The organism is Curtobacterium sp. MCPF17_031 (assembly GCF_003234035.1).
Classification (GTDB): Bacteria; Actinomycetota; Actinomycetes; order Actinomycetales; family Microbacteriaceae; genus Curtobacterium.
In genome coordinates this window covers 100991-127114 of sequence record NZ_QKSG01000007.1, presented here as the reverse complement: position 1 = coordinate 127114, position 26124 = coordinate 100991, and the positions used below count along the sequence as shown (strand labels likewise).

30 protein-coding genes, 1 tRNA gene and 1 pseudogene are annotated in these 26124 nt (G+C 68.3%); 16 read left to right on the top strand and 16 right to left on the bottom strand.

The features are described 5' to 3' along the window. Positions 1-34: 34 nt before the first annotated feature. Positions 35-1021: an aldo/keto reductase gene (locus DEJ31_RS11430; protein WP_111121909.1), complete on the top strand. Its 987-nt coding sequence runs from the start codon at positions 35-37 to the stop codon at positions 1019-1021. Between the two features lie 99 nt (positions 1022-1120). Here DEJ31_RS11430 and DEJ31_RS11425 read toward each other — a convergent pair. Next, positions 1121-1369, bottom strand: a pseudogene (locus tag DEJ31_RS11425) (IS30 family transposase); the annotation flags it as partial. Between the two features lie 29 nt (positions 1370-1398). Then, positions 1399-1899: a GNAT family N-acetyltransferase gene (locus DEJ31_RS11420; protein WP_111121908.1), complete on the bottom strand. Its 501-nt coding sequence runs from the start codon at positions 1897-1899 to the stop codon at positions 1399-1401. A gap of 131 nt (positions 1900-2030) precedes the next feature. Between DEJ31_RS11420 and DEJ31_RS11415 the strand changes: the two genes are divergently transcribed. Continuing rightward, positions 2031-2483: a hypothetical protein gene (locus DEJ31_RS11415; protein ID WP_111121907.1), complete on the top strand. Its 453-nt coding sequence runs from the start codon at positions 2031-2033 to the stop codon at positions 2481-2483. Between the two features lie 340 nt (positions 2484-2823). Here DEJ31_RS11415 and DEJ31_RS11405 read toward each other — a convergent pair whose 3' ends face one another. Both DEJ31_RS11405 and DEJ31_RS11400 read right to left on the bottom strand, forming a co-directional pair. Next, positions 2824-3435, bottom strand: coding sequence for a class I SAM-dependent methyltransferase (locus tag DEJ31_RS11405; protein WP_111121905.1), 612 nt, complete (start codon positions 3433-3435; stop codon positions 2824-2826). A gap of 81 nt (positions 3436-3516) precedes the next feature. Further along, positions 3517-3981, bottom strand: coding sequence for a hypothetical protein (locus tag DEJ31_RS11400; protein WP_111121904.1), 465 nt, complete (start codon positions 3979-3981; stop codon positions 3517-3519). Positions 3982-4616: 635 nt separating this feature from the next. Between DEJ31_RS11400 and DEJ31_RS11390 the strand changes: the two genes are divergently transcribed. Both DEJ31_RS11390 and DEJ31_RS17235 read left to right on the top strand, forming a co-directional pair. Further along, positions 4617-5159, top strand: coding sequence for a DinB family protein (locus DEJ31_RS11390; RefSeq protein ID WP_111121902.1), 543 nt, complete (start codon positions 4617-4619; stop codon positions 5157-5159). Positions 5160-5247: 88 nt separating this feature from the next. Further along, positions 5248-5388 carry a hypothetical protein gene (locus tag DEJ31_RS17235; protein ID WP_181433515.1) on the top strand — a complete coding sequence of 47 codons (141 nt, stop codon included), beginning with the start codon at positions 5248-5250 and terminating at the stop codon, positions 5386-5388. Positions 5389-5417: 29 nt separating this feature from the next. On the opposite strand, the gene DEJ31_RS11385 is transcribed toward DEJ31_RS17235, so the two are convergent. The 3 genes from DEJ31_RS11385 to DEJ31_RS11375 form a co-directional block, all read right to left on the bottom strand. Beyond that, a complete protein-coding gene (locus DEJ31_RS11385) occupies positions 5418-6065 on the bottom strand; it encodes a LysE family translocator (protein ID WP_110902880.1) in 648 nt (215 codons plus the stop codon). Between the two features lie 121 nt (positions 6066-6186). Further along, entirely contained in the window at positions 6187-6759 is a 573-nt protein-coding gene (locus DEJ31_RS11380; protein ID WP_220034860.1) for a uridine kinase, read from the bottom strand. A gap of 975 nt (positions 6760-7734) precedes the next feature. Further along, complete coding sequence (locus DEJ31_RS11375; protein ID WP_111121900.1) at positions 7735-8061, bottom strand: hypothetical protein; 327 nt, start codon at positions 8059-8061, stop codon at positions 7735-7737. Between the two features lie 151 nt (positions 8062-8212). Between DEJ31_RS11375 and DEJ31_RS11370 the strand changes: the two genes are divergently transcribed. The 4 genes from DEJ31_RS11370 (at position 8213) to DEJ31_RS11355 (ending at position 11395) form a co-directional block, all read left to right on the top strand. Further along, complete coding sequence (locus DEJ31_RS11370) at positions 8213-8512, top strand: hypothetical protein (protein ID WP_111121899.1); 300 nt, start codon at positions 8213-8215, stop codon at positions 8510-8512. Between the two features lie 137 nt (positions 8513-8649). Further along, positions 8650-9504 (top strand): hypothetical protein, encoded by an 855-nt coding sequence (locus tag DEJ31_RS11365; protein WP_111121898.1) that lies wholly within the window; start codon positions 8650-8652, stop codon positions 9502-9504. Between the two features lie 74 nt (positions 9505-9578). Further along, on the top strand, positions 9579-10019 hold the full coding sequence (locus DEJ31_RS11360) for a cytidine deaminase (protein WP_111121897.1): 441 nt from the start codon (positions 9579-9581) through the stop codon (positions 10017-10019). A gap of 185 nt (positions 10020-10204) precedes the next feature. Beyond that, positions 10205-11395, top strand: coding sequence for an MFS transporter (locus tag DEJ31_RS11355; RefSeq protein WP_111121896.1), 1191 nt, complete (start codon positions 10205-10207; stop codon positions 11393-11395). A gap of 47 nt (positions 11396-11442) precedes the next feature. Here DEJ31_RS11355 and DEJ31_RS11350 read toward each other — a convergent pair whose 3' ends face one another. Together DEJ31_RS11350 and DEJ31_RS11345 are read right to left on the bottom strand one after the other, a co-directional pair. Continuing rightward, positions 11443-12024 carry an acetyltransferase gene (locus DEJ31_RS11350; protein WP_111121895.1) on the bottom strand — a complete coding sequence of 194 codons (582 nt, stop codon included), beginning with the start codon at positions 12022-12024 and terminating at the stop codon, positions 11443-11445. Between the two features lie 45 nt (positions 12025-12069). Beyond that, a complete protein-coding gene (locus DEJ31_RS11345; protein ID WP_111121894.1) occupies positions 12070-12951 on the bottom strand; it encodes a helix-turn-helix transcriptional regulator in 882 nt (293 codons plus the stop codon). A 216-nt stretch (positions 12952-13167) separates the two neighbouring features. Between DEJ31_RS11345 and DEJ31_RS11340 the strand changes: the two genes are divergently transcribed. After that, positions 13168-14553: an MFS transporter gene (locus DEJ31_RS11340; protein ID WP_111121956.1), complete on the top strand. Its 1386-nt coding sequence runs from the start codon at positions 13168-13170 to the stop codon at positions 14551-14553. 146 nt (positions 14554-14699) lie between these two features. On the opposite strand, the gene DEJ31_RS11335 is transcribed toward DEJ31_RS11340, so the two are convergent. Continuing rightward, a complete protein-coding gene (locus tag DEJ31_RS11335; RefSeq protein ID WP_111121893.1) occupies positions 14700-15725 on the bottom strand; it encodes a S66 peptidase family protein in 1026 nt (341 codons plus the stop codon). 487 nt (positions 15726-16212) lie between these two features. Between DEJ31_RS11335 and DEJ31_RS17790 the strand changes: the two genes are divergently transcribed. Next, the gene (locus tag DEJ31_RS17790; RefSeq protein WP_375537624.1) at positions 16213-16521 is read left to right on the top strand and encodes a VOC family protein; all 309 of its coding nucleotides are present in this window, start codon (positions 16213-16215) and stop codon (positions 16519-16521) included. A gap of 127 nt (positions 16522-16648) precedes the next feature. Here DEJ31_RS17790 and DEJ31_RS11330 read toward each other — a convergent pair. Further along, a tRNA-Gly gene (locus tag DEJ31_RS11330) sits at positions 16649-16719 on the bottom strand. Positions 16720-16925: 206 nt separating this feature from the next. Here DEJ31_RS11330 and DEJ31_RS11325 point away from each other — a divergent pair. Further along, on the top strand, positions 16926-17999 hold the full coding sequence (locus DEJ31_RS11325; protein ID WP_110903793.1) for a DUF6177 family protein: 1074 nt from the start codon (positions 16926-16928) through the stop codon (positions 17997-17999). A gap of 1 nt (position 18000) precedes the next feature. Beyond that, positions 18001-18336: a hypothetical protein gene (locus DEJ31_RS11320; protein ID WP_146236729.1), complete on the top strand. Its 336-nt coding sequence runs from the start codon at positions 18001-18003 to the stop codon at positions 18334-18336. 41 nt (positions 18337-18377) lie between these two features. On the opposite strand, the gene DEJ31_RS17225 is transcribed toward DEJ31_RS11320, so the two are convergent. The 4 genes from DEJ31_RS17225 to DEJ31_RS16900 all read right to left on the bottom strand — a co-directional run bounded on the left by DEJ31_RS17225 (position 18378) and on the right by DEJ31_RS16900 (position 20228). Next, positions 18378-18707, bottom strand: a complete 330-nt coding sequence (locus tag DEJ31_RS17225) for a hypothetical protein (RefSeq protein ID WP_110903791.1) — start codon at positions 18705-18707, stop codon at positions 18378-18380. After that, the gene (locus DEJ31_RS11310; protein ID WP_110903790.1) at positions 18704-19228 is read right to left on the bottom strand and encodes a helix-turn-helix transcriptional regulator; all 525 of its coding nucleotides are present in this window, start codon (positions 19226-19228) and stop codon (positions 18704-18706) included. Before DEJ31_RS11310 ends, DEJ31_RS17225 begins: the two co-directional genes overlap by 4 nt. 78 nt (positions 19229-19306) lie before the next feature. Continuing rightward, on the bottom strand, positions 19307-19894 hold the full coding sequence (gene dcd / locus DEJ31_RS11305) for a dCTP deaminase (protein ID WP_110903789.1): 588 nt from the start codon (positions 19892-19894) through the stop codon (positions 19307-19309). A 31-nt stretch (positions 19895-19925) separates the two neighbouring features. Next, the gene (locus tag DEJ31_RS16900; RefSeq protein ID WP_146243142.1) at positions 19926-20228 is read right to left on the bottom strand and encodes a hypothetical protein; all 303 of its coding nucleotides are present in this window, start codon (positions 20226-20228) and stop codon (positions 19926-19928) included. Between the two features lie 219 nt (positions 20229-20447). Here DEJ31_RS16900 and DEJ31_RS11300 point away from each other — a divergent pair, with 219 nt between their 5' ends. Together DEJ31_RS11300 and DEJ31_RS11295 are read left to right on the top strand one after the other, a co-directional pair. Then, positions 20448-21188, top strand: a complete 741-nt coding sequence (locus DEJ31_RS11300) for a GAF and ANTAR domain-containing protein (protein ID WP_181433513.1) — start codon at positions 20448-20450, stop codon at positions 21186-21188. Continuing rightward, positions 21188-21898: a GAF and ANTAR domain-containing protein gene (locus DEJ31_RS11295; protein WP_111044953.1), complete on the top strand. Its 711-nt coding sequence runs from the start codon at positions 21188-21190 to the stop codon at positions 21896-21898. Before DEJ31_RS11300 ends, DEJ31_RS11295 begins: the two co-directional genes overlap by 1 nt. 19 nt (positions 21899-21917) lie before the next feature. Here DEJ31_RS11295 and DEJ31_RS11290 read toward each other — a convergent pair whose 3' ends face one another. Further along, a complete protein-coding gene (locus tag DEJ31_RS11290; protein WP_146236726.1) occupies positions 21918-22652 on the bottom strand; it encodes an ANTAR domain-containing protein in 735 nt (244 codons plus the stop codon). 196 nt (positions 22653-22848) lie between these two features. On the opposite strand from DEJ31_RS11290, the gene DEJ31_RS11285 reads away from it, so the two are divergent. Both DEJ31_RS11285 and DEJ31_RS11280 read left to right on the top strand, forming a co-directional pair. Continuing rightward, positions 22849-24930, top strand: a complete 2082-nt coding sequence (locus DEJ31_RS11285) for a cytochrome c oxidase assembly protein (RefSeq protein ID WP_111121891.1) — start codon at positions 22849-22851, stop codon at positions 24928-24930. A 32-nt stretch (positions 24931-24962) separates the two neighbouring features. Then, complete coding sequence (locus tag DEJ31_RS11280; RefSeq protein WP_110903784.1) at positions 24963-26123, top strand: alpha-hydroxy-acid oxidizing protein; 1161 nt, start codon at positions 24963-24965, stop codon at positions 26121-26123. Position 26124: the final 1 nt, after the last annotated feature.

The following is a 26124-nucleotide window of genomic DNA, read 5'->3' as shown; positions in this document are numbered from 1 at the left end:
GGCGCCTCGTCGTGCCCATCGAAAGGACCCACCCGTGAAGTACACCCGCCTCGGTAACTCCGGACTGAAGGTCAGCAGCATCGCGCTCGGCTGCATGAGCTTCGGCGACCCCGCCAGCGGCCACCTGCAGTGGTCCCTCCCCAAGGACGACGCGCTGCCCTACTTCCGGCAGGCCCTCGACCTCGGCATCACCTTCTGGGACACCGCCAACGTCTACTCCTACGGCGACTCCGAACGCATCGTGGGTGAAGCGATCCGCCAGTTCGCCAACCGGGACGAGATCGTCCTGGCAACCAAGGCGCACTTCTCCGACAAGCCCGGCACCGGGCCTGGCCTGCACGTCGCCGGCCTGTCGCGGAAGGCGATCATGCAGCAGATCGACGCGTCCCTGACCCGTCTCGGCACCGACTACGTCGACCTGTACCAGATTCACCGCTTCGACCCGGAGACCCCGATCGAGGAGACGATGGAAGCCCTCCACGACGTCGTCAAGGCCGGCAAGGCCCGCTACATCGGCGCGTCCGCGATGTGGACGTGGCAGTTCGCCAACATGCAGCACGCCGCGGACCTGCACGGATGGACCCGGTTCGTGTCCATGCAGGACCAGTACTCCCTGCTGTACCGCGAGGAAGAGCGTGAGATGTTCGGCCTTCTCGCCGACCAGGGCGTCGGCAGCATCCCCTACAGCCCCCTCGCCAAGGGCCGCGTCGCCCGCCCCGCCGGTGAGCAGACCAAGCGCTCCTCCGACGACCCGGTCGGTAACAGCTTCTTCGCCGACACGGAGCGCGACCGGCCCGTCATCGACGCCGTGCAGCAGATCGCCGAGGCGCGGAACGTGCCGATGGCACAGATCGCGATGGCTTGGGTCCTCAACAACCCGGTCGTGAGCGCACCCATCATCGGCGCGACGAAGCCGCACCACCTCCACGATGCGGCCGCGGCCGTTGACATAGACCTCACCGCAGACGAGATCACCGCACTCGAGGAGCACTACAAGGTACGCCCCGCCGGCGGCTTCTAAGCGCCCGCAGCCCCACCAAGACGAAGCGGCCCTGCTGCGCGTACGCGCAGCAGGGCCGCTTCGCGTGTTCCCACGCGTCTCGATAGCCGATCGGCGGTTTCAAGGGGTCGTCGCAACGGGTGGTTGTTTCGGGTCCGAGAGTAGCTGCTCGAAGGCTTCTGCCGGGGTCCGGTAGCCAAGCGTTTTGCGAGGTCGTCCGTTGAGTTCGGTGGCGACTTCGAGGAGTCGGTCGGGGCTGTGGACGGTGAGGTCGGTGGATTTCGGGAAGTACTGCCGGAGCAGCCCGTTGGTGTTCTCGTTCGAGCCGCGCTGCCAGGGCTTGTGGGGGTCGCAGAAGTAGATCGCGAGCACGTTCGGGTGTCTCGTTAGCCGATCGGTCAACGGGGGCGGAATCGGGGGCGGATCGCGTAGCGCCGCACCCGCGCCGTCCCGTGCTGCTCGATCGCTTCGAGCTTCGCCCCGTGGCGTTCGAGCGTCGCGATCGACCCGGCATTGTCGTCAAGACAGAACGCCAACACGGGGTCGGTCCCAAGCGACTCGGCGTGACGCAACACTTCACCGAGAGCCCACGTGGCGACACCTCGCCCACGGGCGGACGGCCGGACCCCGTAACCGATGTGGCCGAAGCGATGCACGCGCTCGTCCTCAGAAGCACGTAACGCGATCCCGCCGAGGACCCTCCCGTCTTCGACGATCCACCACAGCTCCCCCGGGCCCTGATCGATTCGAGCCACCCAGTCACGGAAACCCTCGACCGTGTTCACGTCATCGTCCGCCCCGATGCCAAAGCCGTCCTCGTGCAGTCCGGGACCCCACTCCCGGTGCGCTTCGCTCCACACCCCGAACAACTCCGCACGCGGTTTCACCAGCTCGAACACACCTCATCCTTACAACCAGACAGGGCGGACACCAGAAGCGGACTGTCGTGATGGGGACTGCACTTCGTGTCCGATAGCCGATCCCTCACAGGCACGTTGCGCCCAGCGGGCCAAGCTGAGAGGTTCGAGTCGTGAACGATGAGATCACGGCTGCGGCCTTTCGACAGGCTTTCCGTGAAGCTGACGGTCTGGACCCGCTGGCCCTTCCTGACGCCGAAGTGGTCGGGTCCCACGAGGCTGACGTGAACACGCTACGCGACGCCCTCTGGAGCGCACCCTGGGTCCGCGTTGAGGAGCGCCGAGAAGGTGACGAAGAAAACGAAGGTGAACAGTATTCCGTCTGGCCGACCGACGGCGTCCAGGTCAACTTCTTCTTCAGCTGGGGAGCCCCCATCGAGTTTGACTTCGACCTTCGGGAGATGGTCGATGACGAAGCCGTCGACGGGCTCGTTCGCCTCCTGCGGCTGGTGAGTTCAGCAGTGGGCAAGGATGTCGTCGCTCGGGCCGAGGGACAGCGAGACGGTCCACCGGTCTTGCGGGTCGATGCTGGAACGGGCTGCGTCGTGCTCAGCCCACTCTCCTGAACGGTGAAGGCGCCCGGCAGCCGATCGGCTACCGGGCAGACGCTTGCACGACCCCCACGGCCAGGCAGATCAAAGCGACGCAGTAGATGACGACGACGGGAACGAGCGTGAACCGAGTCCACCACTGCTCGGTCTTGACCAGCCTCCGCACGCCAATCTGCGCCCAACGCCTGTAGGCGTACCGACCGAGGGTTTTGCGCAACAGGAGTTCCACCGTCGCGAAAATCGCCAGCGATATGCCCAGGCCCACCCAGCTACTCGTCGGCATCTCGACCCCTCACTCATCCGACGGTAGGGCACGTTCGGCCGTCTCGTTGAGCGATCCTCGACCGGACGAGCTTTAGCCGGCGGGGCGGAGGCGGGCCAGGATGGCGCCATGCGGGCGAGGGTTGGGTGCTGACGCCGTTCGGGTGTGTGTTTCCTCGACATCGAAACCCGCAGCGATCAGCTCCTTACCGAGCACCGCGCTCGACCACTGGTAGGCGGCGACAACGGCGTGGTCGAACGGCTTCACGTTGTCGGCAACGAAGAAGCCGACGAGCAGGCGGCCGCCTGGCCGGAGCACGCGCGCGAACTCCTCGAGAGGACGACGAATGGTTTCCGGTTCGTGGTGAATCAACGAATACCAGGCGAGAACTCCGCCGTAGCTGTCGGCCGGGTCGTCGAGTGCGTCGACGTTCCCGATTGCGAACGGCGCACTCGGGTGCGAAGCCCGGGCGTGCTCGATGAATCGGGCGACTTGGTCGACTCCCCGGGCGTCATGACCGAGCGCTCGGAGGTAAGCCGTCCAATGGCCCGGGCCGCAGCCGGCGTCCAGCAGCGAGCCTTCAACCCCCGCAGCCCACGTAGAGACGAGGTGCACATCGGATGGATGCACCGCCGTCATGGATCCCAGCCGTTCGGCGTACTCAGCGGCGCGGCGCGAATACGAGCTCGAAACCTCCGATGCCATGAGCAGACCATAACCAAGAACTTGCGAACAGGTGTGCCGTATCCCGATCCGTGACCGGACGGTGGTCCGGCGGACGCCCTGCTACCGACCGGAACAGCGCCTGACGAGCGCAAGTACACGAACTCCGAAGGCGGAGATCAGCCCAAGCGTCGCGGGTAGCAGGCACAACCATGCGGTCACGCGGTTGAACACGTCGATCGCTGCATAAGACGGCACGACAGGTACGCAGGAATTCGTGCAATCCAAATGCTCAAGCCCGAGGGCGAAATACATGAGGGACCATCCGACCCCTCCGGAGAGCAGCGCCAATGTGAAGTACCAGAGCGGGATCCGACGGCCGGGGGCAACCCGGAGGAACACAAACCCAACGACCCCGACCAGCGCCGGCACGAACAATGCATCAGCGCCTTCCTTCGCCCACTCCGTCGGCCGCAGAGGCGAGCCCTGGTCGAACGCAGACCGATGCCACACCGGCCCCCAATGCAGGAAGACCCAGGCTGTCAGTACCAGCGCCCACGGCACCACCCACACCGACAGCACGATCACGCCCCCGCTGCCTCCGACGGCTGCATGCAGCCGAGTCCACCACCGCATCTTCCCTCCCGACCGAAACCCTAGGTCTAATGCGGCCGGTCGACGACAGCGATGTCGACAGCGTGGTGCGTGGCATCTCGGTAGGGGATCGGCTACCGCACGCCTAGTGCCTGGCCTTCTTCGAGGCTGTGCGGATCGACGCCAAGAGTGACCTCTCGAATTGAGACAGCACTGCGTCGGGAGCAGTCAGCCCTCCGCGCCGAGCGGCCAAAATGACAACCTCCACCAGACCGTCTTCGGCGGGGCGAAACCCTAGGGTGATGACCTCGGCACGGGGGATCAGGACGCCCGACCGTTGTGTGATGACCGCAGTGCTGCCATCGATGTCGGTGATCGAGGAACGTGGGATCCCTGCCACTGCGGACCGGATGAGGGCGGGTACGTGCTCCAGTGCCGCATCGACAAGCACAGTGCCACGAGGTTTATCTGCCACGTGTGCCAGCCAAGCACGGCGTCCCGGTAGCCGGTGGGCTACCGAACGCCGCCTCGGTCGCTCTTGGTCGTTCCAGAAGGGGATCGGCGACCGGACACGTTGTTGAGCGGAACACGCGCCCCCGAGAGGGTGTAACTGCCGGTATCGTCCGAGCATGGACGCGGGCGTGGACAAGCACGGCAGGATCGAGCCGGACGTCGGGGGCGACGAGTGGGCCACGTTGAACGGGTTCCTCGACTACCAGCGGGCGACGTTCGCCTGGAAGATCGCAGGACTCGACGCTGCCCAGCTGGCCCGGCCGCTCCCGCCGTCGACCATGACCCTCGCCGGACTGATGAAGCACCTCGCGTACGTCGAACACGGCTGGTTCGACGGCTGCCTGCTCGGTCAGTCCCGTCGGGAACCGTGGGCTTCGGTGGACTGGGCAGCCACTCCGGATTGGGACTGGGACTCCGCGATCGGGCAGGATCCGGCCGAGCTGCTCGCCCTCTGGGAGGGCACCGTGATGCACGCCCGGTCCGTTGCACTCAGAGCCTACGAGACGGGCGGCCTGGGCCAGAAGGCGGTCAGTGTCTGGCGGGATGGGCGCTCACCGAGCCTGCGGTGGATCCTCATGCACATGATCGAGGAGTACGCCCGCCACAACGGCCACGCCGATTTCCTCCGTGAGGCCGTCGACGGGCAGGTCGGCGAATAAGCCGCGACCACGAGCGCTCACTTGCCGAATCGCGTCCGGCAGGGGATGGGTCAACGTACTGTCACAGGCATGCAGGTGGCAGACGTGCTTGAAATCGTCGAAGGACTCGAACTGGCAGGCGCACCCGTCTAGGACCGGTGTCTTCATCGGTGCCTTCGGGCTCATCCTCTCCGCCATACCGATGCTCACCCCCGCATTCCTCCGACTCCGAAACGTCTCCGACGAGTGAACCTGGGTCCGTCTCAGTAGCCGATGGGGCTACGGCGCAGTTGCAGCGCTTGGTGCGTCGATCGCGAGCTTGATACCGATCGCACCGAGGATCGTGCCCGTGACCCACTTCTGCCAGCGCATCCAGGTTGGCTTGCGTTGAAGGAAGGCGGCCACTGAGCCCGCGGCCAAGATGATCGCGCCGTTCACTATGACGCCGACGAGAATCTGAATGCCGCCGAGCTGGAATCCCTGCGCGACAACGTTGCCAGCGGCGGGGTTGATGAACTGCGGGATGAGCGCGAGGTACAGGATCGCGACCTTGGGGTTGAGCAGGTTCGTGAGGAGCCCCATGCGGAAGAGCTTGCCGAACGAGTCGCGGGGCAACTCGCTCGTCTCGAACAGTGACTTACCGCCTGGGCGGAGGGTCTTGTACGCGAGCCAGAGCAGGTAAGCAGCACCGGCGACCTTGAGGGCGATGTAGAGCCAGGGGACGACGAGGAAGACGGCGGACAGGCCGAGATTGGCCATCACCATGTAGACGACAAAGCCAACTGCCGTCCCGGACAGCGAACTGATTCCGGCCCGCCACCCCTGGCTGATGCTCCGCGACACGAGGTACATCATGTTGGGTCCTGGGGTGAGCGCTAGGCCCAACTCGATCAGAGCGATGCCCAGCGCGGCAGTGAGTGAGATCAAACGACGTTCCTCTGTGATCGGCGGCGGCTGACGATGCAGCTATCACCGCGTCCAGCAAGCTCAGATTAGACGGAAGGTCAACTCGCCCAGTGTCTCAGTAGCCGATCGGCTACCGGACGGTTCAATTGGGTGCGTCTACTCCTGACACAACGAAGTCGGCTCGGGCACGCGCTTGGTCCTGCTCGAAGAACTTCCTTTCCTCGCGCATCCATCGCTCCCACAGCCCGCGGTGACCCTCGCCATCCCGCGCAACTCCACGATTAAGACGCTCCTCGGCCGGCGCTTCGACCCATATCCGGCACGCCAGCTGAGCCTGCCCCGCGGCTCTCGTCGACGTGACGCCTTCGACGACCACGACCGGTGACCAAGGAACGGTCCGCCACTCTCCGAGGCCTGCCCCAAACTCATCCCCCGTCCAGTCGCGACGCTGGTACACCGCATCCTGTCCTCGGAGCAGCGGCTGCAGGACCTGCTCCTCGAACCGGGGCCACCACCCGGCGAAGTCAACCCAAGAGACGAAGTCATCGATCTCGATCGTCGGCGCATCGAGATGTGCAGCCAGCGGCGCCGCCAACGTGCTCTTCCCCGAACCCGAGGGGCCGTCCACCGCCACGATGCGAACGCCCGGCACCGGGGCGGACAGCACCTGCGCACATATTGCGTCCAGCAACGCTCGATTAGCTCCGACCATCACACCACTTTGCTACACGCATGCCAGTCCCGTTCAGGGATCGCCGACCGGGACGGCACGGGAGTCACATCCGAGCGCACTCAACGTCGACGCCGCACTGTCAGGCGTACCTGCGCGGAGGGACATCGACCAGTTCCGATCGGCCGGTCTCTCTTCACTTTGGAGGTTGCGCGCGGAGGAGCATTCCGGTCACTTGGAGCCCGCTTGTCACCATCAGCGCGAGAAAGAACCAGCTCCCGAAGCCAGGGATGAGAAAGAGCATCACAACTGAGCCGACTCCTACTACGAGGGCCGCGATGTAGAAGCTCAGGCCGAGTTTCATGGGCGCGCGCCGAGCTTGTCCATCACGGGCTGATGATCGGTGGCGCATGAATCACAGGCTACGGGGCGCGCGCTCGCGAACTTGCGGCTGCCGGCCCAAGCCAGTCGCGATCACCAAGATGCGTCCGGTAGCCGATCCTCTACCGGGACGGGCTTCAGTTGGCCGTCGCTTATTGTCCAGGCCGCAACCAGTGCCGGAGGCGCGCCAGGGCGAGGGTCCGCTCTTCCGCCCCAAATGCTCGGTCCTCACGGAACAGCAGGAAGACCTCGCGCCGCGTGCTTCCCCAGGAGTATCGCCGTTCAACTATCGCGGCTGCAGGGAATCCGACGATGTCGCTCTTCGGGATCGCGCGCGTGGACAACACGTCTCGAAGGATGAGCTCGTCGGGAGTCAACACATACGCCGCCGCACTGCCCGAGTAAAAGCCACAACCGCAACAACAGCCACAACGCTGGCAAGGATGCTTTGCAGTGGACGATGTGGTGAACACCCAGCGATGAACGCGGCGGCCGCCCCCACGACTGCAAGGAGGGCAGAGGCCAGAGCTCTCACCGCGCGTGGGGCCGGGATCGTCGCACTGGAAGTCACCGCATCAGCTTGCACCGTTAGCGGATCCGCTACCGGGCGCGGCTTGATGACGCCGATAGGAGTAGCGATCAGCGTTGCATGTCCATGGCGAGCCCGATCAGGTCTCCGACCGCGACATCCGAGAACTCGGGATAGAGGCCACGATGCGCGTCGCGTACCTCGGTCTCGGTCAAGCCTCCCGCTTCGCGCAGCGACCAAGCCCACCGAGCCGCGTCCGACTCCAGCTCGTCAAGTCGCTGTTGCGCCGTCTCGAATTCGTGCTCCGGCACTCCAGGAAACGCCGCTCGTACATCCAGCGGAGCCCAGTGCCGCCTACGGGCCACTGATGACCGGACCATCGCGTCGTGAAGCGACAGTTGCGCCAGGGTGTCTTGACTGATCCGGTAATACTCCATGTCGCGATCCTAGAGATGGCAAGGAGCGCTTCGGCGTCTCGATAGCCGATCGCCTATCGGACGCCCGCGGGTGCTTCGGGTCCCGGACGTGAGCTTCGATCTGGCCTGTCAGTAGTCTCGCGGGGTGCGCAAATCGATGACCGTAGCCGACGTGAAGAAGCTCCTCGAGCCGATGTTCGACGCGATGCTGCACGACCGCGAACGGCGGACACTGAGGTACCGCCTCGAACGGAGCCGCGACGGGCAGGAGCTCTCAGATGACGACAGTGTCGGCGTGGACCTGACGTGGGTCAGGTGGGAGGTACTCGATGAGGAGGGCGGGTCGAGCACCCTGCCGTTCGACGTCGACCCGGAAGAACTGGTTCGCGCTGTGCAGGGCGACTTGCAGACCTTCATCGCAGAGAGTTCATTCGCCTGGGGTGAGCTTCGCCTCCCGCGTATCCTGCCTTGATCCGCCCGGCGCCCGGCGGTTGTCGATCGTTCACCGAGACGGGCAAGTGGGTCGGCTCATATCGAGCCCGTCAGTTTCTTTCGCGGGCAAATCATTACGAATTTATCGCCCGCAACCAGCGCACTACGATCGGCGGGATGGAGTTGATCATCGACCTCGCTCGGTCTGCTTGGTTGATCCCGCGCATGCAAGCCTTCGGGACCGTCGGCGGGACGGCCGGCGCCGGGTTCGAGGCATACGCCCGAGTGCTGCACCCGCTGAACGCGTTCCGTGACGACCTGTCGGCCACTGACGAACACGGTGAACCGTTGGTGCTCGAGTCGAGCGTGTGGCGGTGGTCCGACGTCGCCGCGAGGGTCGGACGGGCCGTGCACCCCGACGTGGCTTGGAGCGAGGTGAGCGGACGCGACGATGAGATTGAGCTGGTCCTCGACGACGGGTGGCGGGTCGAAGTCCCCGAGGAAGGGTGGTTCGACCCGACGCAGCTCGGAGCGCTGACGGAGCACCTCACGGCCGCGACCACCACCCCGCTCGACGTGTTGGCAGCCTTTTGGGACGGCTGGGCTGATCTGAATGGTGGTTCCACATTGGCCGTCGGGTGGCAGGGCGGAACGCCCGACGCCTCCGAGCAAACCGAACTCCAGGCCTGTGCAGCCCGCATGGCAACCCGGCATCGGGTCGAGCAGGAGGCACTCCGCGCGTCCCTGGCCGGGCCACGACTTCAGCTGCCGCATCGCGAGTACATCGTGCTGGGGATGACACTGCCAGAGTTGGCGGGTCCCTCGTGGATGGACGATCCCCGGGTGGGCACGCGCTTCGGGGTCGGGCACACGCCGCAGCTGCTTTGGCCAGAGGACCACACCTGGGTCGTCGCAACCGAAATCGACACCGACTCGACCATCGTCGCCGGGCCACGCCCGCTGATCGCGAGCGTGCTCGCCGACGCAAGGTTCGAAGCGTTCGAGGTTAAGCCGGACAGCGCCCTCGTCTGACACGCTCGCAGCTCAACGCGGTGTCTCGTTTGCCGATCCCCTTCCGGAACGCCCGCGCGCCCTAGTGTCGAAGCATGTTCGGTGCCCTTCCGCCCTCTGCCGCCGTCCTCACAGACGAGGACCACGCCCTTGTCGAGGCAGCTCGTTCGACCATCGATGCCGTCACTGATGCGGGCCCTAATGAGGACGGTGTGCACACCATGGGTGCAGCTGTTCGCGCCGCAGACGGCCGGATCTTCACCGGTGTGAACGTCTACCACTTCACGGGCGGACCTTGTGCCGAACTCGTGGCGCTCGGAGCAGCCCGCGCCGGCGGCGCCACCGAACTGACGCACGTGGTCGCCGTGGGCAACCATGGCCGGGGCGTCAAGAGCCCGTGTGGCCGCGACCGCCAAGTCTTCGCTGACTACCACCCTCACGTTCGCGTCATCCTGCCCGGACCTGACGGCCTCGTGAGCGTGACAGCGAGCGACCTGCTGCCGCTTGCCTTCGACCACAGCGCCGAACAGGTCTGACAAAGCGTCCGTAGGGGGATCGGCTACCGGACATGACGCAGTCGCGCCGCAGCGGTCGATAGGCTTGGGAGATGCTCACTACAAGGGATTGATCGGGAGCCGCGCTCGTTTCTGAGCGCGCGGCCTTCTGATTCACTTCATCAGCACGCCCCAGGGCGTGCTTTTCCCCTTGGAGTTCTTCGCTCATGTCCACCCGGACTGTGCGTCTTCGTGACGCGCTCGCAACACCACATGTCCTCCCGACCTTCTCCGCCGCACTGATCGGCCGCGCGGCATACGCCCTCGTCCTCCTCCCGCTGCTCTACGCCGTCTCCGACGCCACCGGCTCGATCGCACAGGCAGGTCTCGCAGTCGCCCTCTACGGCGCCGGAGCGAGTCTCCTCGCACCCGCCCGCGCGTGGCTCATCGACCAGCACGGCGCCCGCCCGGTCCTCGGGGTCCTCGTGCTCCTCTTCGGCGGTGCGGTCGCCGTGCTGGCGATCACGTCGCTGGCGGACGGTCCGAGCGCGCTGCTCATGGTCCTCTCCGTCGCCGCAGGCGCGGTCGCTCCGCCGATCGGACCGACCATGCGCGTCGCCTGGGGAGCGCTCGTCCCGAAGGGGGACCTGCTGCGCAAGGGACTGAGTTTCGATGCCGTCGTCGAGGAGTTGCTCTACCTCGTCGGTCCGGCCGCCGCCGGACTGGCACTCGTGGTGATCGTCCCGGGTCTCGCGCTGTTCGTCCCAGCCGCGCTCGTCGTCGTCGGCGGCCTCCTGTTCGTCGCGACTCCCACCGTCGGTGCGATGGGTGGGCGTCTTCGTGACGAAACTGCTGAACGCCGTCGTTCCCTGCTCGCAGAACCTCGATTCGTCGCCGTCCTGCTCCCGGCGCTCGTCGCGGGCAGTGTCTCCGGCAGCCTCAGCGTCGCCCTTCCGGTGATCTTGACCGACCACGGAGGTGCGGCCGCGGCCGGTGTGGCGCTCGGGCTCTTCGCGGGCGGGAGCGCCGTCGGTGGACTCGTCTACGGCGCGGTGAAGGTGCCCGGTTCCCCGGCGCGGCAACTCATCGCACTCGCGCTCGGGCTGCTGACTCTCTCGTCACTCATCGTGGTGGTCACCGGCGCGGTAGCGGTCAGCGTCGTGGTCGCGGCCGCCGGCGTCTTCTTCTCACCGGTCATGGTCGTGGCGTACATCGCCGCGCACGCCGCCGGTGGTGAGCACCGTCAGAACGCGGCGACCACCTGGGTCAACACGAGCCACAACGTCGGTGGCTCGATCGGCAGCGCGCTGGCGGGGGTCCTCATCGCTACTGCGGGCACGCCACTGGCTGTCGCGGTGATGGCGACGGTCGCGCTCCTGCTGCTCGCTGTCTCAGGAGTGCTCACCCGGCGACATTGATCGTTTTTCGGCGGCATAGCGGCGCACCCGTCTCGATAGCCGATCGGCTACCGGACGTCTTGCTCGAGCGTCACCCACTCCTCGTCGCGGACGTAGCCCACCGCATCGTTCGCTCGGAGGATCGCGACGTTGTCCGCGGAACCGCCAGTGCGAAATCGGGTGACGCCCTCTTCTGCGAGCGCGAGTACGGAAGCCGCCTTCACGGCGATGCCCAAACCCTGACCGCGCCAGGCTCGGTGGACAACGGTGAAGTGCGTCTCAGCCTCCACTCCGTCGACGTTCACGAACGTCATCGAGACGAGATCGCCGTCCGGCCCGAACGCGCCGAACGCCCGCCTCGAAACGCCCGGCGTGGCTGCACGTCGGTCGAGGGGCGTGTGCTGCGTCGCAGTACTCCCCGGGTAATCCTCGATCGTTATCGCGTCCAGGTGCAACACGGCATCAACGTCTGCGTCTCCGAGCTCCCGCACCAATCCGCCAGCGCCGGCAATCAACGCGTGCAATCGCTGATCGTTGATGCCGTCTGAGTGAAGCTGCGCTCCGAACGACCGAGCCACGATGACCCACCCGTCGGCTTCAAGTGCAGCTCGCCGCGGATCCTGAGCCGGCAGCACGATCGTTTCCCCCATAACTCGATCCTGGCACGGCGACAGCCCTCCGTCCTGCCGTCGAAGTCAGGTGGCTGCCGCGAGATCCGTGGCTCGTTCCTCGACCTCACGGCCGAGGAGTTTGAGTGCGTTGGAACCGGCGGAGCCGGCGTCCGGCGTGTACATCAGCACGCGGTGACCGGAGTCGTCCGGTGGCGTGAGCACTTCGAAGTTCAGTTCGAAGTCGCCGACCTCCGGGTGCCGGAATGACTTCGCCCCGGACACACAGTTCTCCACCGGGTGCTTCGCCCACAGCTTGGCGAACTCCGGGCTCTTCACCGTCAGCTCCCCGACCAGCGCCGTCAGCTCGGCGTCGTCGGGGTTCCTCCCACCGAGGACTCGGAGCGACGACACGGCGCGAACCGCTTCCTCCTGCCACCGGGCGTACAGCTCCCGGGTGTGAGCGTCGAGGAAGAGCATCCGCGTCATGTTCGGTCGGACGTTCGTGCGTTCCGGACTGTCGAAGTCCAGGTGCCCCGCGACGAGCCGGTGCCCGAGCGCGTTCCACCCGAGCACTTCGCTGCGCTTCCCGATGATCACCGCTGGCGTTGACGCCAGCGACGTGATCAACCGGATCGTCCCGGGACGGGCGTGGTCGGGCCGCAGGACGCTCTTGCGCTTCGGAGCCGAGTGCTCGGGCCGAGCCAGGTTGAACAGGTGCGCACGTTCGTCCGAGGTGAGGCTCAGTGCCCGCGCGATCGACGCGATGACCGCCTCCGACGCATTGGTGCTCAGCCCCTGCTCGAGCCGTGAGTAGTACGTCGCGCTCACCCCGGCGAGTATCGCGAGCTCCTCGCGACGCAGCCCCGGGACGCGGCGCACACCGTACCCCTGCAGCCCGACGTCCTCGGGCCGCAGGGCGGCGCGACGGACGCGAAGGAAGTTCCCCAGTTCGTTCGGACCGTTCATTTCCCCATTCTCGTGCGACGTAGACGAATCCGTCCTGTCACTGGCAGTGACAGGCACGGCGGGGTGTGGCTGATCTGTCACCGCATCGCGATCGTTGCAGCACAGCACTCCCACTGCGGACTCGTTCCGCCCGTGCACGAAGGAAGGGTCACCGTGACCACGGAACACACGACCGAACACACGACGACCACCCCGACCGGCGACGACGGGCAGGTGATGACTGCGAAGCAACGCGTCGCACTGGTGATCCTCCTCACCGCGAGCTTCACCCTCGCCGTCGACTTCTCGATCCTCAACGTCGCCCTACCGACCATCGGAGCGGACGTGGGCTTCGCCCTCGAGAACCTGCAGTGGATCGCGACCGCGTTCGCGCTCTGCGCAGCCGGCTTCACACTGCTGATGGGTCGAGTCGCGGACATCGCCGGTCACCGCCGCATGTTCCTCATCGGCATGGTGCTCCTCAGCGCGGGCTCCCTCGCCGGCGGCCTCGCCATCAGCCCCGCCGTGCTCCTGACCGCACGCGTCGCGCAGGGGTTCGCGACGGCGATCGTCGTCCCCGCAGCGCTCGCGCTCCTGCTCGGGGCATTCCCGGAAGGCAAGGCCCGTGACAAGGCGCTCGGCTTGAACGGGGCGCTGATGGCAGCGGGCTTCACCACCGGTGCGATCTTTGGCGGGCTCCTCACCGACCTGCTGTCTTGGCGGTGGGCGTTCCTGATCAACGTCCCCGTCGCGGTCGGCGTCCTCATCGTCGCGCCGAGGGTCCTGCAGGACAGCCGTGCTGCGCAGCGCACCCGGCTGGATGCCCCGGGCGCGATCACCGTCACGCTCGGTCTGCTGGCGCTCGTGTTCGGGTTGACCCGTGCCGCGGAGACGTCCTGGACGGACCCCGTGAACCTGGTCTCGTTCGCCGCTGCCGTCGTGCTTTTCATCGCCTTCGCACTCATCGAGCGACGTGCGGCGTTCCCACTCGTGCCGCTCAGGATCCTGACCCGTTCGAACGTCTCATGGGGCAACGTCGCGGGGATGCTGGCCTTCGTCACCGAGACGTCGCTGGTGTTCCTCCTCACCCTTTACCTGCAGAAGGTGCTCGGGTACTCACCGTTGGAGGCGGGGCTGTCATTCGCCGTGCTCGGCATCGGCACCGTCGTCGGCGGCCTTGTCGGACCGCGCATCATTGGCCGATTCGGGAACAAGGCGGCGATCGTGGGCGGGTTCCTCGTCCAAGGCGCGGCGACGCTGCTCCTGGTCCTGATCAGCGCTGCCGAAGCGTCGATCTGGTTGGTCCTCGTCGCGACGTTCGTCGGGGGAGTTGCGAACCTGGTCGTCATCGTCGGGTTCATGATCACCGCCACCTCCGGGCTCCCGGACGACGAGCAAGGCCTCGCGACAGGTCTGACCACCATGAGCCAGCAGGTGGGCATCACGATGGGCACCCCGATCATGAGCGCCGTTTTCACCGCGGTCGCGCTCGGCAGTGCCCTCCCGGAGGCTGCTGCCGTGCTCGACGGGGTGACGACCGCGATCTGGGTAAACGGCGGCATCTGCGTCGCTGCCGCCGTCGCCGTCGCTGTGTTCCTCCGAGGCAGGGCACAGACCGCCTGACGCGCCCAGACAAGCGGAGGTGTGCCCGGCGCAAAAGCACGTCGCAGTCGAACAAAGATCTGGCCGCGAACCAACTTCCGTGGGATGAGGCTACGGCCGCACCGGCGTCCAAGCCTGTCTCGATAGCCGATCCCTGACCGGTCGAGCTACGGGACCAGGTGCTGCATGATCGAGCCGTCCGCTCCGTTGAGTCGAACTTCCGCTAGGGCGCCGTTCACGAGTGGCATCTGCGGCGGTTGGTGTCCGGTATCGAAGTCGAGGAGTACCGGCACGTCGAGGTCGCCCAGCGCCCGACGCACGGCTTCTTCGTGGGTCAGTTCGGGCACGGCCGGGCCGTCGGTGCGTCCGATCAGAACACCGTTCGCGTCGTCAAACCAGCCCGCGAGGCGCAGCGAGGTAAGCATTCGAAGAACGGCGATCGCGTTGGAATCGGCCGCTTCGAGGTAGACGATCGTGCCCTCCGGGGCGTACTTCCGCGCGAACCCAGGTACGTCGCCGTAGGGCGTTCCGGCGAGCAGCGAAACGGTTTCGAGGCAGCCACCCATCAGACGGCCGCGCATCGTCACGTCATTCGCTCCGTCGAGGGACCGCCATTTCGTAAGGGCTTCGTACGCGTGCTCGCGATCCAGCGGCTCATCGACCCATGCTCCCCATGGGCGGCTGCGCCGGCGAGGTGCGCTGCGTTGCTCGAAGATGCTTCCTGGCGGAAGCGCCGCGACGTCGGTCCATCGCTCGAACTCGGTGGGGAGCTCGTACGGCTCGTCCATGAGGTTGGCGCCGTGGATTGTCGCGAGCCCGGTCCGCGTGGTCAGGGGCAGCAGCAGTGTGGAGATGTCCGACCACCCGACGAACCACGGGCGAGCTTCGGCGAGGGTGTCCCAGTCGATCTTCTCGACCAATTCGATAGCGAGCTCCCCGCCCCACGGTGGAAGTACCGCGTCGGCTGCCGCGAACGCAGCGTGCAGGTCCTCGGCGCGGGCAGCGGCAGACGCTGGGGTGAGACCAGCCGTGGACGTATGTGGGCGCACGTGGATCTCGAACCCGAGTGTCGTGAGCGCGTCGACCGAAGTTTGCAATCGCTCGAGGAGATGCGCGGGGACTCCCATCGATGGTGCAGGAACCTCGATGCGCCCGCCTGCTCGGAGCGGCGTTGGGTAGCTGATGCTCGCCATGCTTCGACCGTAACGGAAGCCGAAGCCTGTCCCGCAAGCCGGTCGTCCACCGGTACACCGCTGGCGGCGACAACCACGACAACTTGCCCGTGTCCGTCCTGACCTGGGGATTCCCGTATGACTGTCCCGCAAAAATGCCCGGTGAAGGGGCGCTAAACGCAACACCGTCCACGTACCCGAGCAAGGGTGCGGCACTTCCCGTCGGGGGACGCCAGCGCGGAGTCCAGATCGCTGCACGCGTCCCGCCCAAACGCGTCCCTGCCGAACGCCGTGCCCGCCCCGACAACGAGCAAACGCTCACCGCACGCGGCTCCTGACTCGCCGGGAGACGACCCCTGACGAAGGCAGCACCGAGGAACGCGCTCCGGCGACAAGTTGTGTGCGAAGGAGACAAGTTATTCGCGCGGCGACACAACGGCGGCCCCAGGGAGCCCCGCGAACCGCGAGAACATCCCGTGGAACGCCACCGTGATGGTGTCCGACCTCGTTGACGCGCACGCAGCCTCGCCAGCGCCAACGCTTCCGTCGGTTGCGCTCCCTCGGTGTCGACGACCTTCGAGAACGACCTGAGCGTGCTGGTCGAAGCGCGCTCGGGCTGTCGCCGCAGTACCTCGTCGTGCCCGTACCTGAGCCGAAGACCGTCAAGAACCAGGTGCACCTCGACCTGTGCGGCGAGGACGCCGCCGCCGAGGTTCGCTCATCACGCTCGGTGCTCTCCGAGTCCCCGGGATGGACGACGATGGCGGATTCAGAGCGGAACGAGCTCTGCGCTCCTCGAGGCCGTGCCAGGGGATGAGCGGGGCCGTCCTACTCAGCGTCGGCAAGCTCGACCTGTTACGCGTTTCCAGGGCTGGAGTCTCAACTACTTCGAGAGAAGTCTCACCTGTGTTGAGAAACGACAACAGCAGTGGGGGACCGGAGAGAGCGAGTGACGGGAATCGAACCCGCGCTACCAGCTTGGGAAGCTGGAGTTCTACCATTGAACTACACTCGCGCATCCCGTCGAAACAGGACCGCACCAGCCTAGCGGAACTTCCGCCGGGTGCCAGCCGCACCTCCGTGGCGGACACACGCCGGGCCTCCCGTCCGCCCCTGTCTCTCCGCTGTGAGCCGCGCTCTCCGACGGACACCGCCAGGAGCCCGTGTGTACCGTCCGAGGAGATCACCGAGCTCGTACGACCGACCCGAGGAGGAACCGGAATGGTCCGACATCCCCTCATCGACGACGTGGTCGGCCCGGCCATCGTGGTGGACTCCAGTGCCCCCGTGGTGTGGCTCACCGACTCCCTCGACTCCCTGCTGCGCCGCGCCGAGGTGGCCGGGCGCACGGTCGTCCTGCGGACCGGGCCGGAGGCTGCGCTCACCCCCGCACTGCGGCACGCGCTGGGTGCGCACGGCGCCGCATGGGCGGTCCGCGGACCCGACGGCGCCCTGCGAGACGGGCGCACCGGTGTGCCGGCGGCCGGCGTGGAGGACTTCGTCACGCGCGGCTCGGAGCTCCTCGGTGAGCCCTCGCCGGAGCACCGTGACGCCGTCGGCTCGGTCCGGCAGATCAGCATCGACCTGACCCTGCGGCACCACGACGAGCGGACCGTCGACATTGGCTCCGCGATCGAGGCGCTGTGCGCGACGGTCGGCACGTGCCCGACACGGTGGGGCACGTCCGAACCGCTCACCTCGGCGTGGGACCGCTGGGTCGTGACGCAGTACGCGATGCACGAGTCGCCGGGCATCAGCACCTCGTACGCGATCGGCGACGGCTTCGCTGCGACGATGACCGCGCACCTGACCGACGGGGTCGTCGTCGAGACGATGTCCGCGGTCCTCACGGTGCCCGAGAGCGGCGCGGACCCGCAGCTCGCGTCGCGCCTGCTCGATGCCGTGCACCGCGTCGCCGGTGACGTGGAGCCCGTGTTCGGTGTCGTCATGCAGCGCCGTGGGGACGCGGACCACCTGGTGCGCGCGGTCGCCTACGGCGAGCCCGAACCGCTCGCGGTCATCGTCGGACCCGAGGCCACACGCTTCCTGGACCGCCGCGGCGAGTGGCCGCCGGTCCGCACCACCACCGACACGTTCGCGGGCGAGGTCGGCGAGGGCCTGGTCGTCCGGTTCGAGGACGGCTGGACCGCGCTCGAGTCGTTCCTCGACCGCATCGACGAGGACCGGTTCCTGCAGCTCGTCGGGGGTGGGCCGCTCGACCCGGCCTCCGACGACGGCGCACTCGGGCCGCACGCCATGCACCACGGTGGGCAGGGGTCCCAGGGTGCCGCGTGACGTGACCCTCCTCTGTCGCGGTGAGGTGCAGGTCCGCGACGTCGCCGAGGCGCTGCTGCTCCACGACGACGCGTGGGGTGTCCGGGCGCTCGACGACGGACCGATGATGCAGGTCTGCCGTGACGCCACGCACCCGGTCATCACGGTGCTCGGAGTGCGTCGGGTCGACGAACTCGGCGAGGTCACGCGGCTCCTGCCCGACGCCCCGGCGCTCTCGGTGCCGCTGTGGTGGGTCGACACGGTGACGCCCTTCGACGCGGACGGCGAGCGCGGGGTGACGGCGGCGCTGGAGGCGTCGCTCGACCTGGACGCCGTGTGCATCGTGCACGGGGACTGACGCCGGGTCGTCGCAGCGTCCGTTGACCGCTCCGGCCGGATTCAGACGCAGCGGGCGCGCATCCGCCGTGCCGCCGCGCAGAGGACCGGGACGTCGGTCCGAGCCGTGCCGAGCAGCACCGACGCGGGTGTCCCGGCGGGTCGGCGGGTCAGCCGTCCGGCGAGCGCCGACACGTGCGCCCACGGCACGGCGGGTTCGTGCGCGGTCATCATCGGCGGGAGCTGCTGGACCGCCGAGGCGATGTCGACCAGGCACATCCGGACGGCGTCGTGCACGAGCGCCTCGGGCAGGGCCGGGTCGGCGACGTAGGTGCGGATCCGGTCACAGGACGCGATGACGTCGTCCAGGGACTGCGCGACGGGCGTCGTCACAGCGGGACCGTCCGGTCGAGCAGCTCGTCCGACAGGGCATCGGCGGCCAAGACCTCGACGCGCACGCCGAGCAGCTCCTCCGCGTCGTCCTGCATGCGCATCAGCGAGAACATGCCGGTGGGCGGTGCCAGGTCCACGACGAGTTCGACGTCCGCGGGCCAGTCGTCCGCGCCCTGCGCTCCCGAGGTGCCGACGAGCTGCCGGACGGCGACTGCGCCGTGCCGTTCGAGGATCGAGCGGAGTTCGTCACGGTGCCGGGCGACGAGTTCGCGCAGGGGGAGTGGCTCGGCGACGGGTTGCAGGTCGATGGCGGTGCGGAACCCCGCGGCGAGCAGGAGCCGCTGGAGCGCCGCGAGCGAGGGTTCGCGTCGGCCGTTCTCGTAGGTGCTGATCACGCTCTGGGTGACGCCGGCCCGTCGGGCGAGTTGCACCTGCGTCAGGTCGGCCCGGAGCCGGGCCTCGCGGATGATCGCTGCGGCGGAGAGCGTCGTCGTCGACGCGCGAGCGTGTCCTGGCGGCATGTGCGCAACGATACACAGGATTCCGTATTCCGGTTCTGCGGTGGGGATCGATGGTCCGCCGCCCCGACGGAGGCTCGTTCAGCGCGGCTGGGACACGTCCGCCCGGTGGAAGTTCAGTGCCGACCGCGACGCCGTCGGTCCGCGCTGCCCCTGGTAGCGCGACTGGTAGTCGGCGGACCCGTAGGGTTTCTCGGCCGGGCTCGACAGCTGGAAGAAGCAGAGTTGGCCGATCTTCATCCCCGGCCAGAGCTTGATCGGCAGGGTCGCGACGTTCGACAGCTCGAGGGTCACGTGTCCGGAGAAGCCCGGGTCGATGAACCCGGCGGTCGAGTGCGTGAGCAGCCCGAGACGGCCGAGCGAGCTCTTGCCCTCGAGCCGTGCCGCGATGTCGTCCGGTAGCGTGACGACCTCGAACGTCGACCCGAGCACGAACTCGCCCGGGTGCAGCACGAACGCCTCGTCCGGGTCGGTCTCGACCAGACGGGTCAGGTCGGGCTGGTCCACCGCGGGGTCGATGTGCGGGTACTTGTGGTTGTCGAACAGCCGGAAGTACTTGTCCAGCCGGACGTCGATGCTCGACGGCTGCACGAGTGCGGGGTCGTACGGGTCGAGGCCGATCCGGCCCTGGTCGAGCTGGGCGGTGATGTCGCGGTCGGAGAGCAGCACGCTGGAAGCCTAGTCGCCGGCCCGCGCACCGTCAGGAGTCGAACCCGTCCAGGACCCAGTCGTCGGTCGGCAGGGTGCGGTCCTGCCAGCGCATCCGGACCGCGCCGTCGTCGACCAGGTGGGAGTCGGGGTGGCCGGTCCGGAGCTGACAGCGGTGCCCGTGCAACATCCGCGGGCAGCGGTCCTGGTCCGGACCGGCGGAACCACGGCGGCCGACGACGGATCCGGCCAGGCGGGCGGCGACGCGGCGCAGACGAGCTCGGCTGGTAAGCCGCAGGCTGACGCGGCGGGCGACGGGCCGAACGGCGGGCGAGAGGGGAAGTGGTGTGCGCACGGGAGACTCCAGCTGTTCGCAGTGATGCGAATGAACGAGCGGCCGGGGTCTGGGGCTACCGAGATGAACGCTAGTCGAGCCCGCCTCGGAGTGGGTGGAGTCCGCGCGACTAGGCTGAAGTCGTCCGCTTCAGCACCCAGCCCCCGCGCTGCAGCCACCCCCAGCAGGAGCGAAGATGACCACGACGACGACCTCCACCTCGACCACCACGCGCGGCACGTGCTGCCCGACGCGGTGTCGGCGATGATCTCCTTCGCCGACGCTGCCCGTCGCCTCCAGCACGGTGAGGACGGAGCGATCGCCAGCACGTTCGTCGACGTGCTGCCGATCGAGGCTGCAGCGCTGTCGACGCTCGGACCGCCGTTCGGCAGCGCGGTCTTCTCCGCTTCGGATCGACGTGCCGCAGAGTCGGACGAGCAGCAGGTGCTCCTCGGTGAAGGCCCTGGGTGGTCCGCGCTGCGGTACCGGGAGCCTGTCCTCGCGTACGACCTCAGCGGACCTACCGGGGACGACTGGCCGTCGACCCGAGCTGCACTCCGGCAGACCGGCTGGGCGGGACTGCTGTCGTTCCCCCTGTCCGTCGGGACGTTCGACCTCGGGGCCGTGACGCTCTACCGCGCGGACACCGGCCCGCTGGCACCGGCCGAACTCGACGAGGCGAAGCTCCTCGCCCACCTGGCCGCGCTGCGGATGCTGTCCTCGGCCGTCCGTGACGTCGAAGCCGGACGGACCCCGACGTCCGTCTCGGTGGCGCAGCCCTCCGGCCGCCACGTGCACCAGGCGACGGGGATGGTGGTGGCCCAGCTGGACCTGACCGCCGAGGACGCGCTCCTGGTCCTCCGCGCCCGGGCGTTCGCCGACGGGCTGCCGCTCCACGCCGTCGCCGAAGCCGTCATCGAGCGGCGCATCGACTTCCGAGACCCACGCACAACCGATCCCGTACGGAAAGAAGACCGCTGATGACGCAGAGCAGAGAGCAACGCCTCGTCGACACGTTCGTCACGCTCGCCGACACCCTCGTCGACGACTACGACGTCATCGAGCTGCTCCAGCTGCTCGTGGGGAAGGCAGCTGACCTCTTCGACGTCAGCGCTGCAGGGATCATGCTCGCGACCCGGACGGACGAACTCGAGTTGGTCGCCTCCACCAGCGAGCGGAGCAACCTCGTCGGCATCATGCAGCTCGACGCCGGCGAAGGCCCCTGCATCGAGGCCTACCGCACCGGCAAGGTCGTCACCGTGGGCAGCCCCGCCGAGTTGGCCGAGCGGTGGCCGGCCTTCGCGGCGGCGTCGAAGCTGTTCGGCTACGCGTCGGTGCACGCCATCCCGCTCCGTCTGCGGAACGAGACGCTCGGTTCGATGAACCTCTACCGCGAGCAGCCTGGTGCACTGGGCGAGGACGACATCGTCGCCGCCCAGGCGCTCACCGACGTGGCGACCATCAGCATCCTGCAGCAGCGTGGCCTCGAGCAGGCCACGATCGCGCGCACGCAGCTCCAGCGGGCGCTCGACAGCCGGGTGGTCATCGAGCAGGCCAAGGGGTTCCTCGCGCAGACGCACGAGGTCGACATGGACGAGGCGTTCGCCCTGCTCCGGTCCTACGCGCGGTCCCACCAGACGCCACTCGCCGACACCGCACGGCAGGTCGTCGAGCGGACCCTCTCGATCTGAGGGGCAGCGGGGCCGACCGTCAGGCGAACTCGCGCAGGTCGGCCCCGCGCTGGACGACGTCCTCGGCGACGTCGCGCAAGCCGCGACCGGTCCGCCCCGCACCGTCCCGGAGGACGCGGAAGGCCTCGTCGATCTGCACGTCGCGCCGGTAGGCCAGCGCGCCCTTGGCCTGCTCGAGCAGCACCCGAGCCTCGAGGGCGTCGGCGATCTGCGCATCGAGGGAGCGCTGCATCCCCTCAGCGCGGTGTCGGACCAGGGCAGCGGACGCCGCGTCGGCGAGCAGCTGGATCACCACGACGTCACCGTCGTCGTGTCCCCGGTCGTGGTCGGCGAAGACGCACAGCGAACCGATGGTCGCGGTCCGCAGCCGCACCGGTTCGGCGAACGTGCCGACCAGCCCGCGCTCGCGCATGACCTGCGTGAACGTCGGCCACTCGGCTGCCTTCGCGGTGACGTCCGGCACGTCGACCGTCGCGCCGGTCCGGAAGCAGTCCAGGCAGGAGCCCTCGTTCGTACCGAGCTGGGCCTCCTCGGCCTCGATGCTGCGCTCGCTCGTGGAGGCGATGACGTGCAGCGCACCGGACTGGTCGGCGAGGACGATGCCGGCTTCGGTGGCGGCGGTCCAGTGGACACAGGCGTCCACGACGCGGGTCATCGCGTCGAGGACGTCGAGGGCAGGGTCGAGAACGGATCCCACCACTTCGAGCAGGTGGTCGAACCGGTCCTGGTCATCGCGCTGCGCCGTCGTCGTCACGCCGCCCAGGCTACGGCGACGGACCAGGGACGTCGCCCAGCATCCGACGGCACCGGTCGGCACCGACCATCCCGCTGGTCACCGGAGGTGCTGGATCCGTCGGCCGCCGGGCGACCGCATCCACATGGTGGGTCCAGAGGGGCGCGCCTACGATGGAGGGTCCGCGGACCGCGGACGGAACCGACCCGAGACAGGTATGGCCGTCACGTCACCCCAGCCCCACCCGGACGCCGCCGATCGCCCGGACGCCGTCACCCGCCCTGGAGGCCCGGCACCGGACCACGCGCCCGTCACCACGCGCACGTCCACCGTCGCGACCGTCCTCGTCATCGCCCTGCCCCTCGCGGTGGCCTGTGCGGTCCTCGGGATGACGATCACGGGCGCGTTCACCGCCGACCAGCAGCTGGAGTCCGCCGGCGACCTGGTGCAGTTCGGCCTGGTCGCCGCCCGCGGCGTGCACGACGGCGTCGCCGCGCTGACGGTCGGTCTGCTCATCGTGGCCGCGTTCGCCCTGCCGGCGCAGAAAGCCGACCACGGGGCGATGTCCTCGGTGCAACACCGGGCAGCGCGCTGGGCCGCGATCGCCGGGTCGGTGTGGTTCCTGGCCGCCGTCGCCGGCATCGTGCTCACCGGCGCGAACACCCTCGGTGTCCCGCTGACGAGCCCGGTCTTCGCCCGCAACTTCCTGCTCTTCGCGTTCCAGGTCGAGATCGGCCAGTCGCTCGTCGTCTCCGCCGCCGCGATCCTCGTGACGACGGTGCTCGCCGCGCTCGCCACCCGGGCGACGACCCTGGCGTTCGCCACCGTCGCCGCGCTCTTCGCCCTGCTGCCCCTCGCCCTGTCCGGGCACGCGGCCGGGTCGCTCGAGCACGCCAACGCGGTGAACTCGCTCGCGGTGCACCTGGTCGGGGTGTGCGTCTGGGCCGGCGGCCTCGTCGCCGTCGTGCTGCTCCGCACCCGGATGAAGGGCGCCACGGGGCGAGTCGTCGCCCGCTACTCGACGCTCGCGGGGTGGGCGTTCGGCGCGGTGGCGTTCTCCGGCATCGTGAACGCGCAACTCCGCCTCACCGGGCCGCTCGACCTGGTCACGACGCCGTACGGGTGGCTCATCACGACCAAGGCCACGATCCTGGTCCTGCTCGGCGTCGCTGGCGTCGTGCAGCGCCGGAAGCTCGTGCCGGGCCTGCTCCGGGCACCCACCGACCGACGCCTGTTCGTCCGGTTCGCGCTCGCCGAGATCGTCTTCATGGCCGTCGCGATCGGCGTCTCGGTCGCGGTGTCCCGCAGTCAGCCGCCGATCCCGCAGACGCCGGAGACCGGGGCGGACACCCGCTCGGGCCTCATCGGCTACCCGTACCCGCCGGCCCAGACCATGCAGACCTACCTGTCGCACTGGCACATCGACTGGATGTGGCTCGCGCTCGCCCTCGTCGGTGCCGCCTGGTACCTGTGGAGCGTCCGGAAGCTCCGGCAGCGCGGTGACTCGTGGCCGGTCGGTCGGACCATCGCCTGGCTCATCGGCTGCGCGGTCTTCATCTGGACGACCTCCGGCGGCCCGGCCGTCTACGGCATGATCCACTTCTCGTCGCACATGGTCCAGCACATGCTGCTCATGATGTTCGTGCCGCTGCCGCTGGTCCTCGGCGGTCCGGTGCTGTTGGCGCTCCGCACCCTGCCCGTCCGGAACGACGGTTCCCGAGGTGCCCGCGAGTGGCTGATGCTGTTCGTGCACTCGCGCTGGATGCAGTTCCTCGGCAAGCCCGCCGTCGCCGGCGTCATCTTCGCCGGGTCGCTCGTGGTGTTCTACTTCACACCGGCGTTCGAGTACTCGATGCAGTCCCACGAGTGGCACGTCGTGATGATCGTGCACTTCGTGTTCAGCGGGTACCTGTTCTTCTGGGTGTTCGTGGGCATCGACCCGGGACCGCAGCGCCCCCAGTACCCGATCCTCATCATCGCGCTGCTCGCGACGCTGGCGTTCCATGCGTTCTTCGGTGTGGCCGTGATGACCTCGCAGTCGGTGTACGCGATCGACTGGTTCCACGCGCTCGGGCAGACGAACGACCGCGCGCTGCTCGACGACCAGCACGTCGGCGGTGGCATCGCCTGGGGCGCGTCCGAGCTGCCGATGGTCTTCGTGGCGCTGCTCGTCGTGCGGAACTGGGTGCGCTCCGACGAGCGCATCGCCAAGCGCAAGGACCGACAGGCCGAGCGCGACGGGGACGCCGAGCTCAAGGCGTACAACGAGCGTCTGTCCGCCATGCAGCGCCGGGACTGAGGCGAGGTTCCCGAGCGGAGCATGATGGTCGCGTGACCTTCGGCGACTACCAGAACCAGATCCACCTCCGCGGCCTGCAGGGCGTCGTGTCCCGGTTCCCGGTCGCGGCCGCGGACCTCGAGGCCGCCGCGGCGGCAGCGATGGCACCTTCGGTGTGGACCTACGTCGCCAGCGGCGCGGGCGACGAACGCACACAGCGTGCCAACGTCGCCGCGTTCGAGCGCCGCGGCATCGTGCCGCGCATGCTCGTGGGTGCGTCCGACCGGGACCTCTCGGTCGACCTGTTCGGGATGCACCTGCCCTCGCCGCTCTTCCTCGCTCCCGTGGGCGTGCTGGGGGTCGCGGCGCAGGACGGCCACGGCGACCTCGCGACGGCCCGCGCCTCCGCCCGCACCGGCGTGCCGATGGTCGCGTCGACCCTGTCGGAGGACCCGCTCGAAGCCGTCCGGGAGGCTCAGGGCGACACCCCGGGCATGTTCCAGCTCTACACACCCACTGACCGCGACCTCGCGGCGAACCTGGTGCGGCGGGCCGAGGACGCGGGCTACGCCGCCGTCGTGGTGACGCTCGACACCTGGGTCACGGGCTGGCGCCCCCGCGACCTGCAGACCGCGAACTTCCCGCAGCTGCGGGGTGCCGCGCTCGCCAACTACCTCAGCGACCCGGCCTTCCTCGCCGGCGTCCCCGTTCCCACGGACCCGCGGTCGGTCATCGAGCACTGGACCCGGGTCTTCGGCAACCCGCTGCGGTGGGAGGACCTCGCCTGGCTGCGCGGGCTCACCGACCTGCCCCTCGTCCTCAAGGGCATCTGCGCCGCCGACGACGCGCGGCGGGCGGTCGACGCCGGGGTCGACGGCGTGTACGTGTCGAACCACGGCGGACGTCAGGCGAACGGGGTGCCGGCGATCGACCTCCTGCCCGAGGTGGTCGCCGCCGTCGGTGACGATGCTCCGGTGTTGTTCGACTCGGGCGTCCGGTCCGGTACCGACGTGGTGACGGCACTCGCCCTGGGAGCGACGGCCGTCGGGCTCGGGCGTCCGTACGTGCACGGGCTCGCCCTCGGCGGGACCGACGGCGTCGAGCACGTCGTGCGCTCGGTCCTGGCCGAGGCGGACCTGCTCATGGCGGTCAACGGGTTCTCGGACCTCGCCGCCCTGCGGACGGCCGACGTCCGGAGCATCCCGGCCTGGTGAC

What these genes read in the sequence shown, in the direction of transcription:
- DEJ31_RS11405 (WP_111121905.1), bottom strand. Translation starts at nt 3,435, where the DNA reads ATGGCATCGGAGGTTTCGAGCTCGTATTCGCGCCGCGCCGCTGAGTAC.
- DEJ31_RS11390 (WP_111121902.1), top strand. Translation starts at nt 4,617, where the DNA reads ATGGACGCGGGCGTGGACAAGCACGGCAGGATCGAGCCGGACGTCGGG.
- DEJ31_RS11375 (WP_111121900.1), bottom strand. Translation starts at nt 8,061, where the DNA reads ATGGAGTATTACCGGATCAGTCAAGACACCCTGGCGCAACTGTCGCTT.
- DEJ31_RS11365 (WP_111121898.1), top strand. Translation starts at nt 8,650, where the DNA reads ATGGAGTTGATCATCGACCTCGCTCGGTCTGCTTGGTTGATCCCGCGC.
- DEJ31_RS11360 (WP_111121897.1), top strand. Translation starts at nt 9,579, where the DNA reads ATGTTCGGTGCCCTTCCGCCCTCTGCCGCCGTCCTCACAGACGAGGAC.
- DEJ31_RS11355 (WP_111121896.1), top strand. Translation starts at nt 10,205, where the DNA reads ATGTCCACCCGGACTGTGCGTCTTCGTGACGCGCTCGCAACACCACAT.
- DEJ31_RS11350 (WP_111121895.1), bottom strand. Translation starts at nt 12,024, where the DNA reads ATGGGGGAAACGATCGTGCTGCCGGCTCAGGATCCGCGGCGAGCTGCA.
- DEJ31_RS11345 (WP_111121894.1), bottom strand. Translation starts at nt 12,951, where the DNA reads ATGAACGGTCCGAACGAACTGGGGAACTTCCTTCGCGTCCGTCGCGCC.
- DEJ31_RS11340 (WP_111121956.1), top strand. Translation starts at nt 13,168, where the DNA reads ATGACTGCGAAGCAACGCGTCGCACTGGTGATCCTCCTCACCGCGAGC.
- DEJ31_RS11335 (WP_111121893.1), bottom strand. Translation starts at nt 15,725, where the DNA reads ATGGCGAGCATCAGCTACCCAACGCCGCTCCGAGCAGGCGGGCGCATC.
- DEJ31_RS11325 (WP_110903793.1), top strand. Translation starts at nt 16,926, where the DNA reads ATGGTCCGACATCCCCTCATCGACGACGTGGTCGGCCCGGCCATCGTG.
- DEJ31_RS11310 (WP_110903790.1), bottom strand. Translation starts at nt 19,228, where the DNA reads ATGCCGCCAGGACACGCTCGCGCGTCGACGACGACGCTCTCCGCCGCA.
- DEJ31_RS11295 (WP_111044953.1), top strand. Translation starts at nt 21,188, where the DNA reads ATGACGCAGAGCAGAGAGCAACGCCTCGTCGACACGTTCGTCACGCTC.
- DEJ31_RS11285 (WP_111121891.1), top strand. Translation starts at nt 22,849, where the DNA reads ATGGCCGTCACGTCACCCCAGCCCCACCCGGACGCCGCCGATCGCCCG.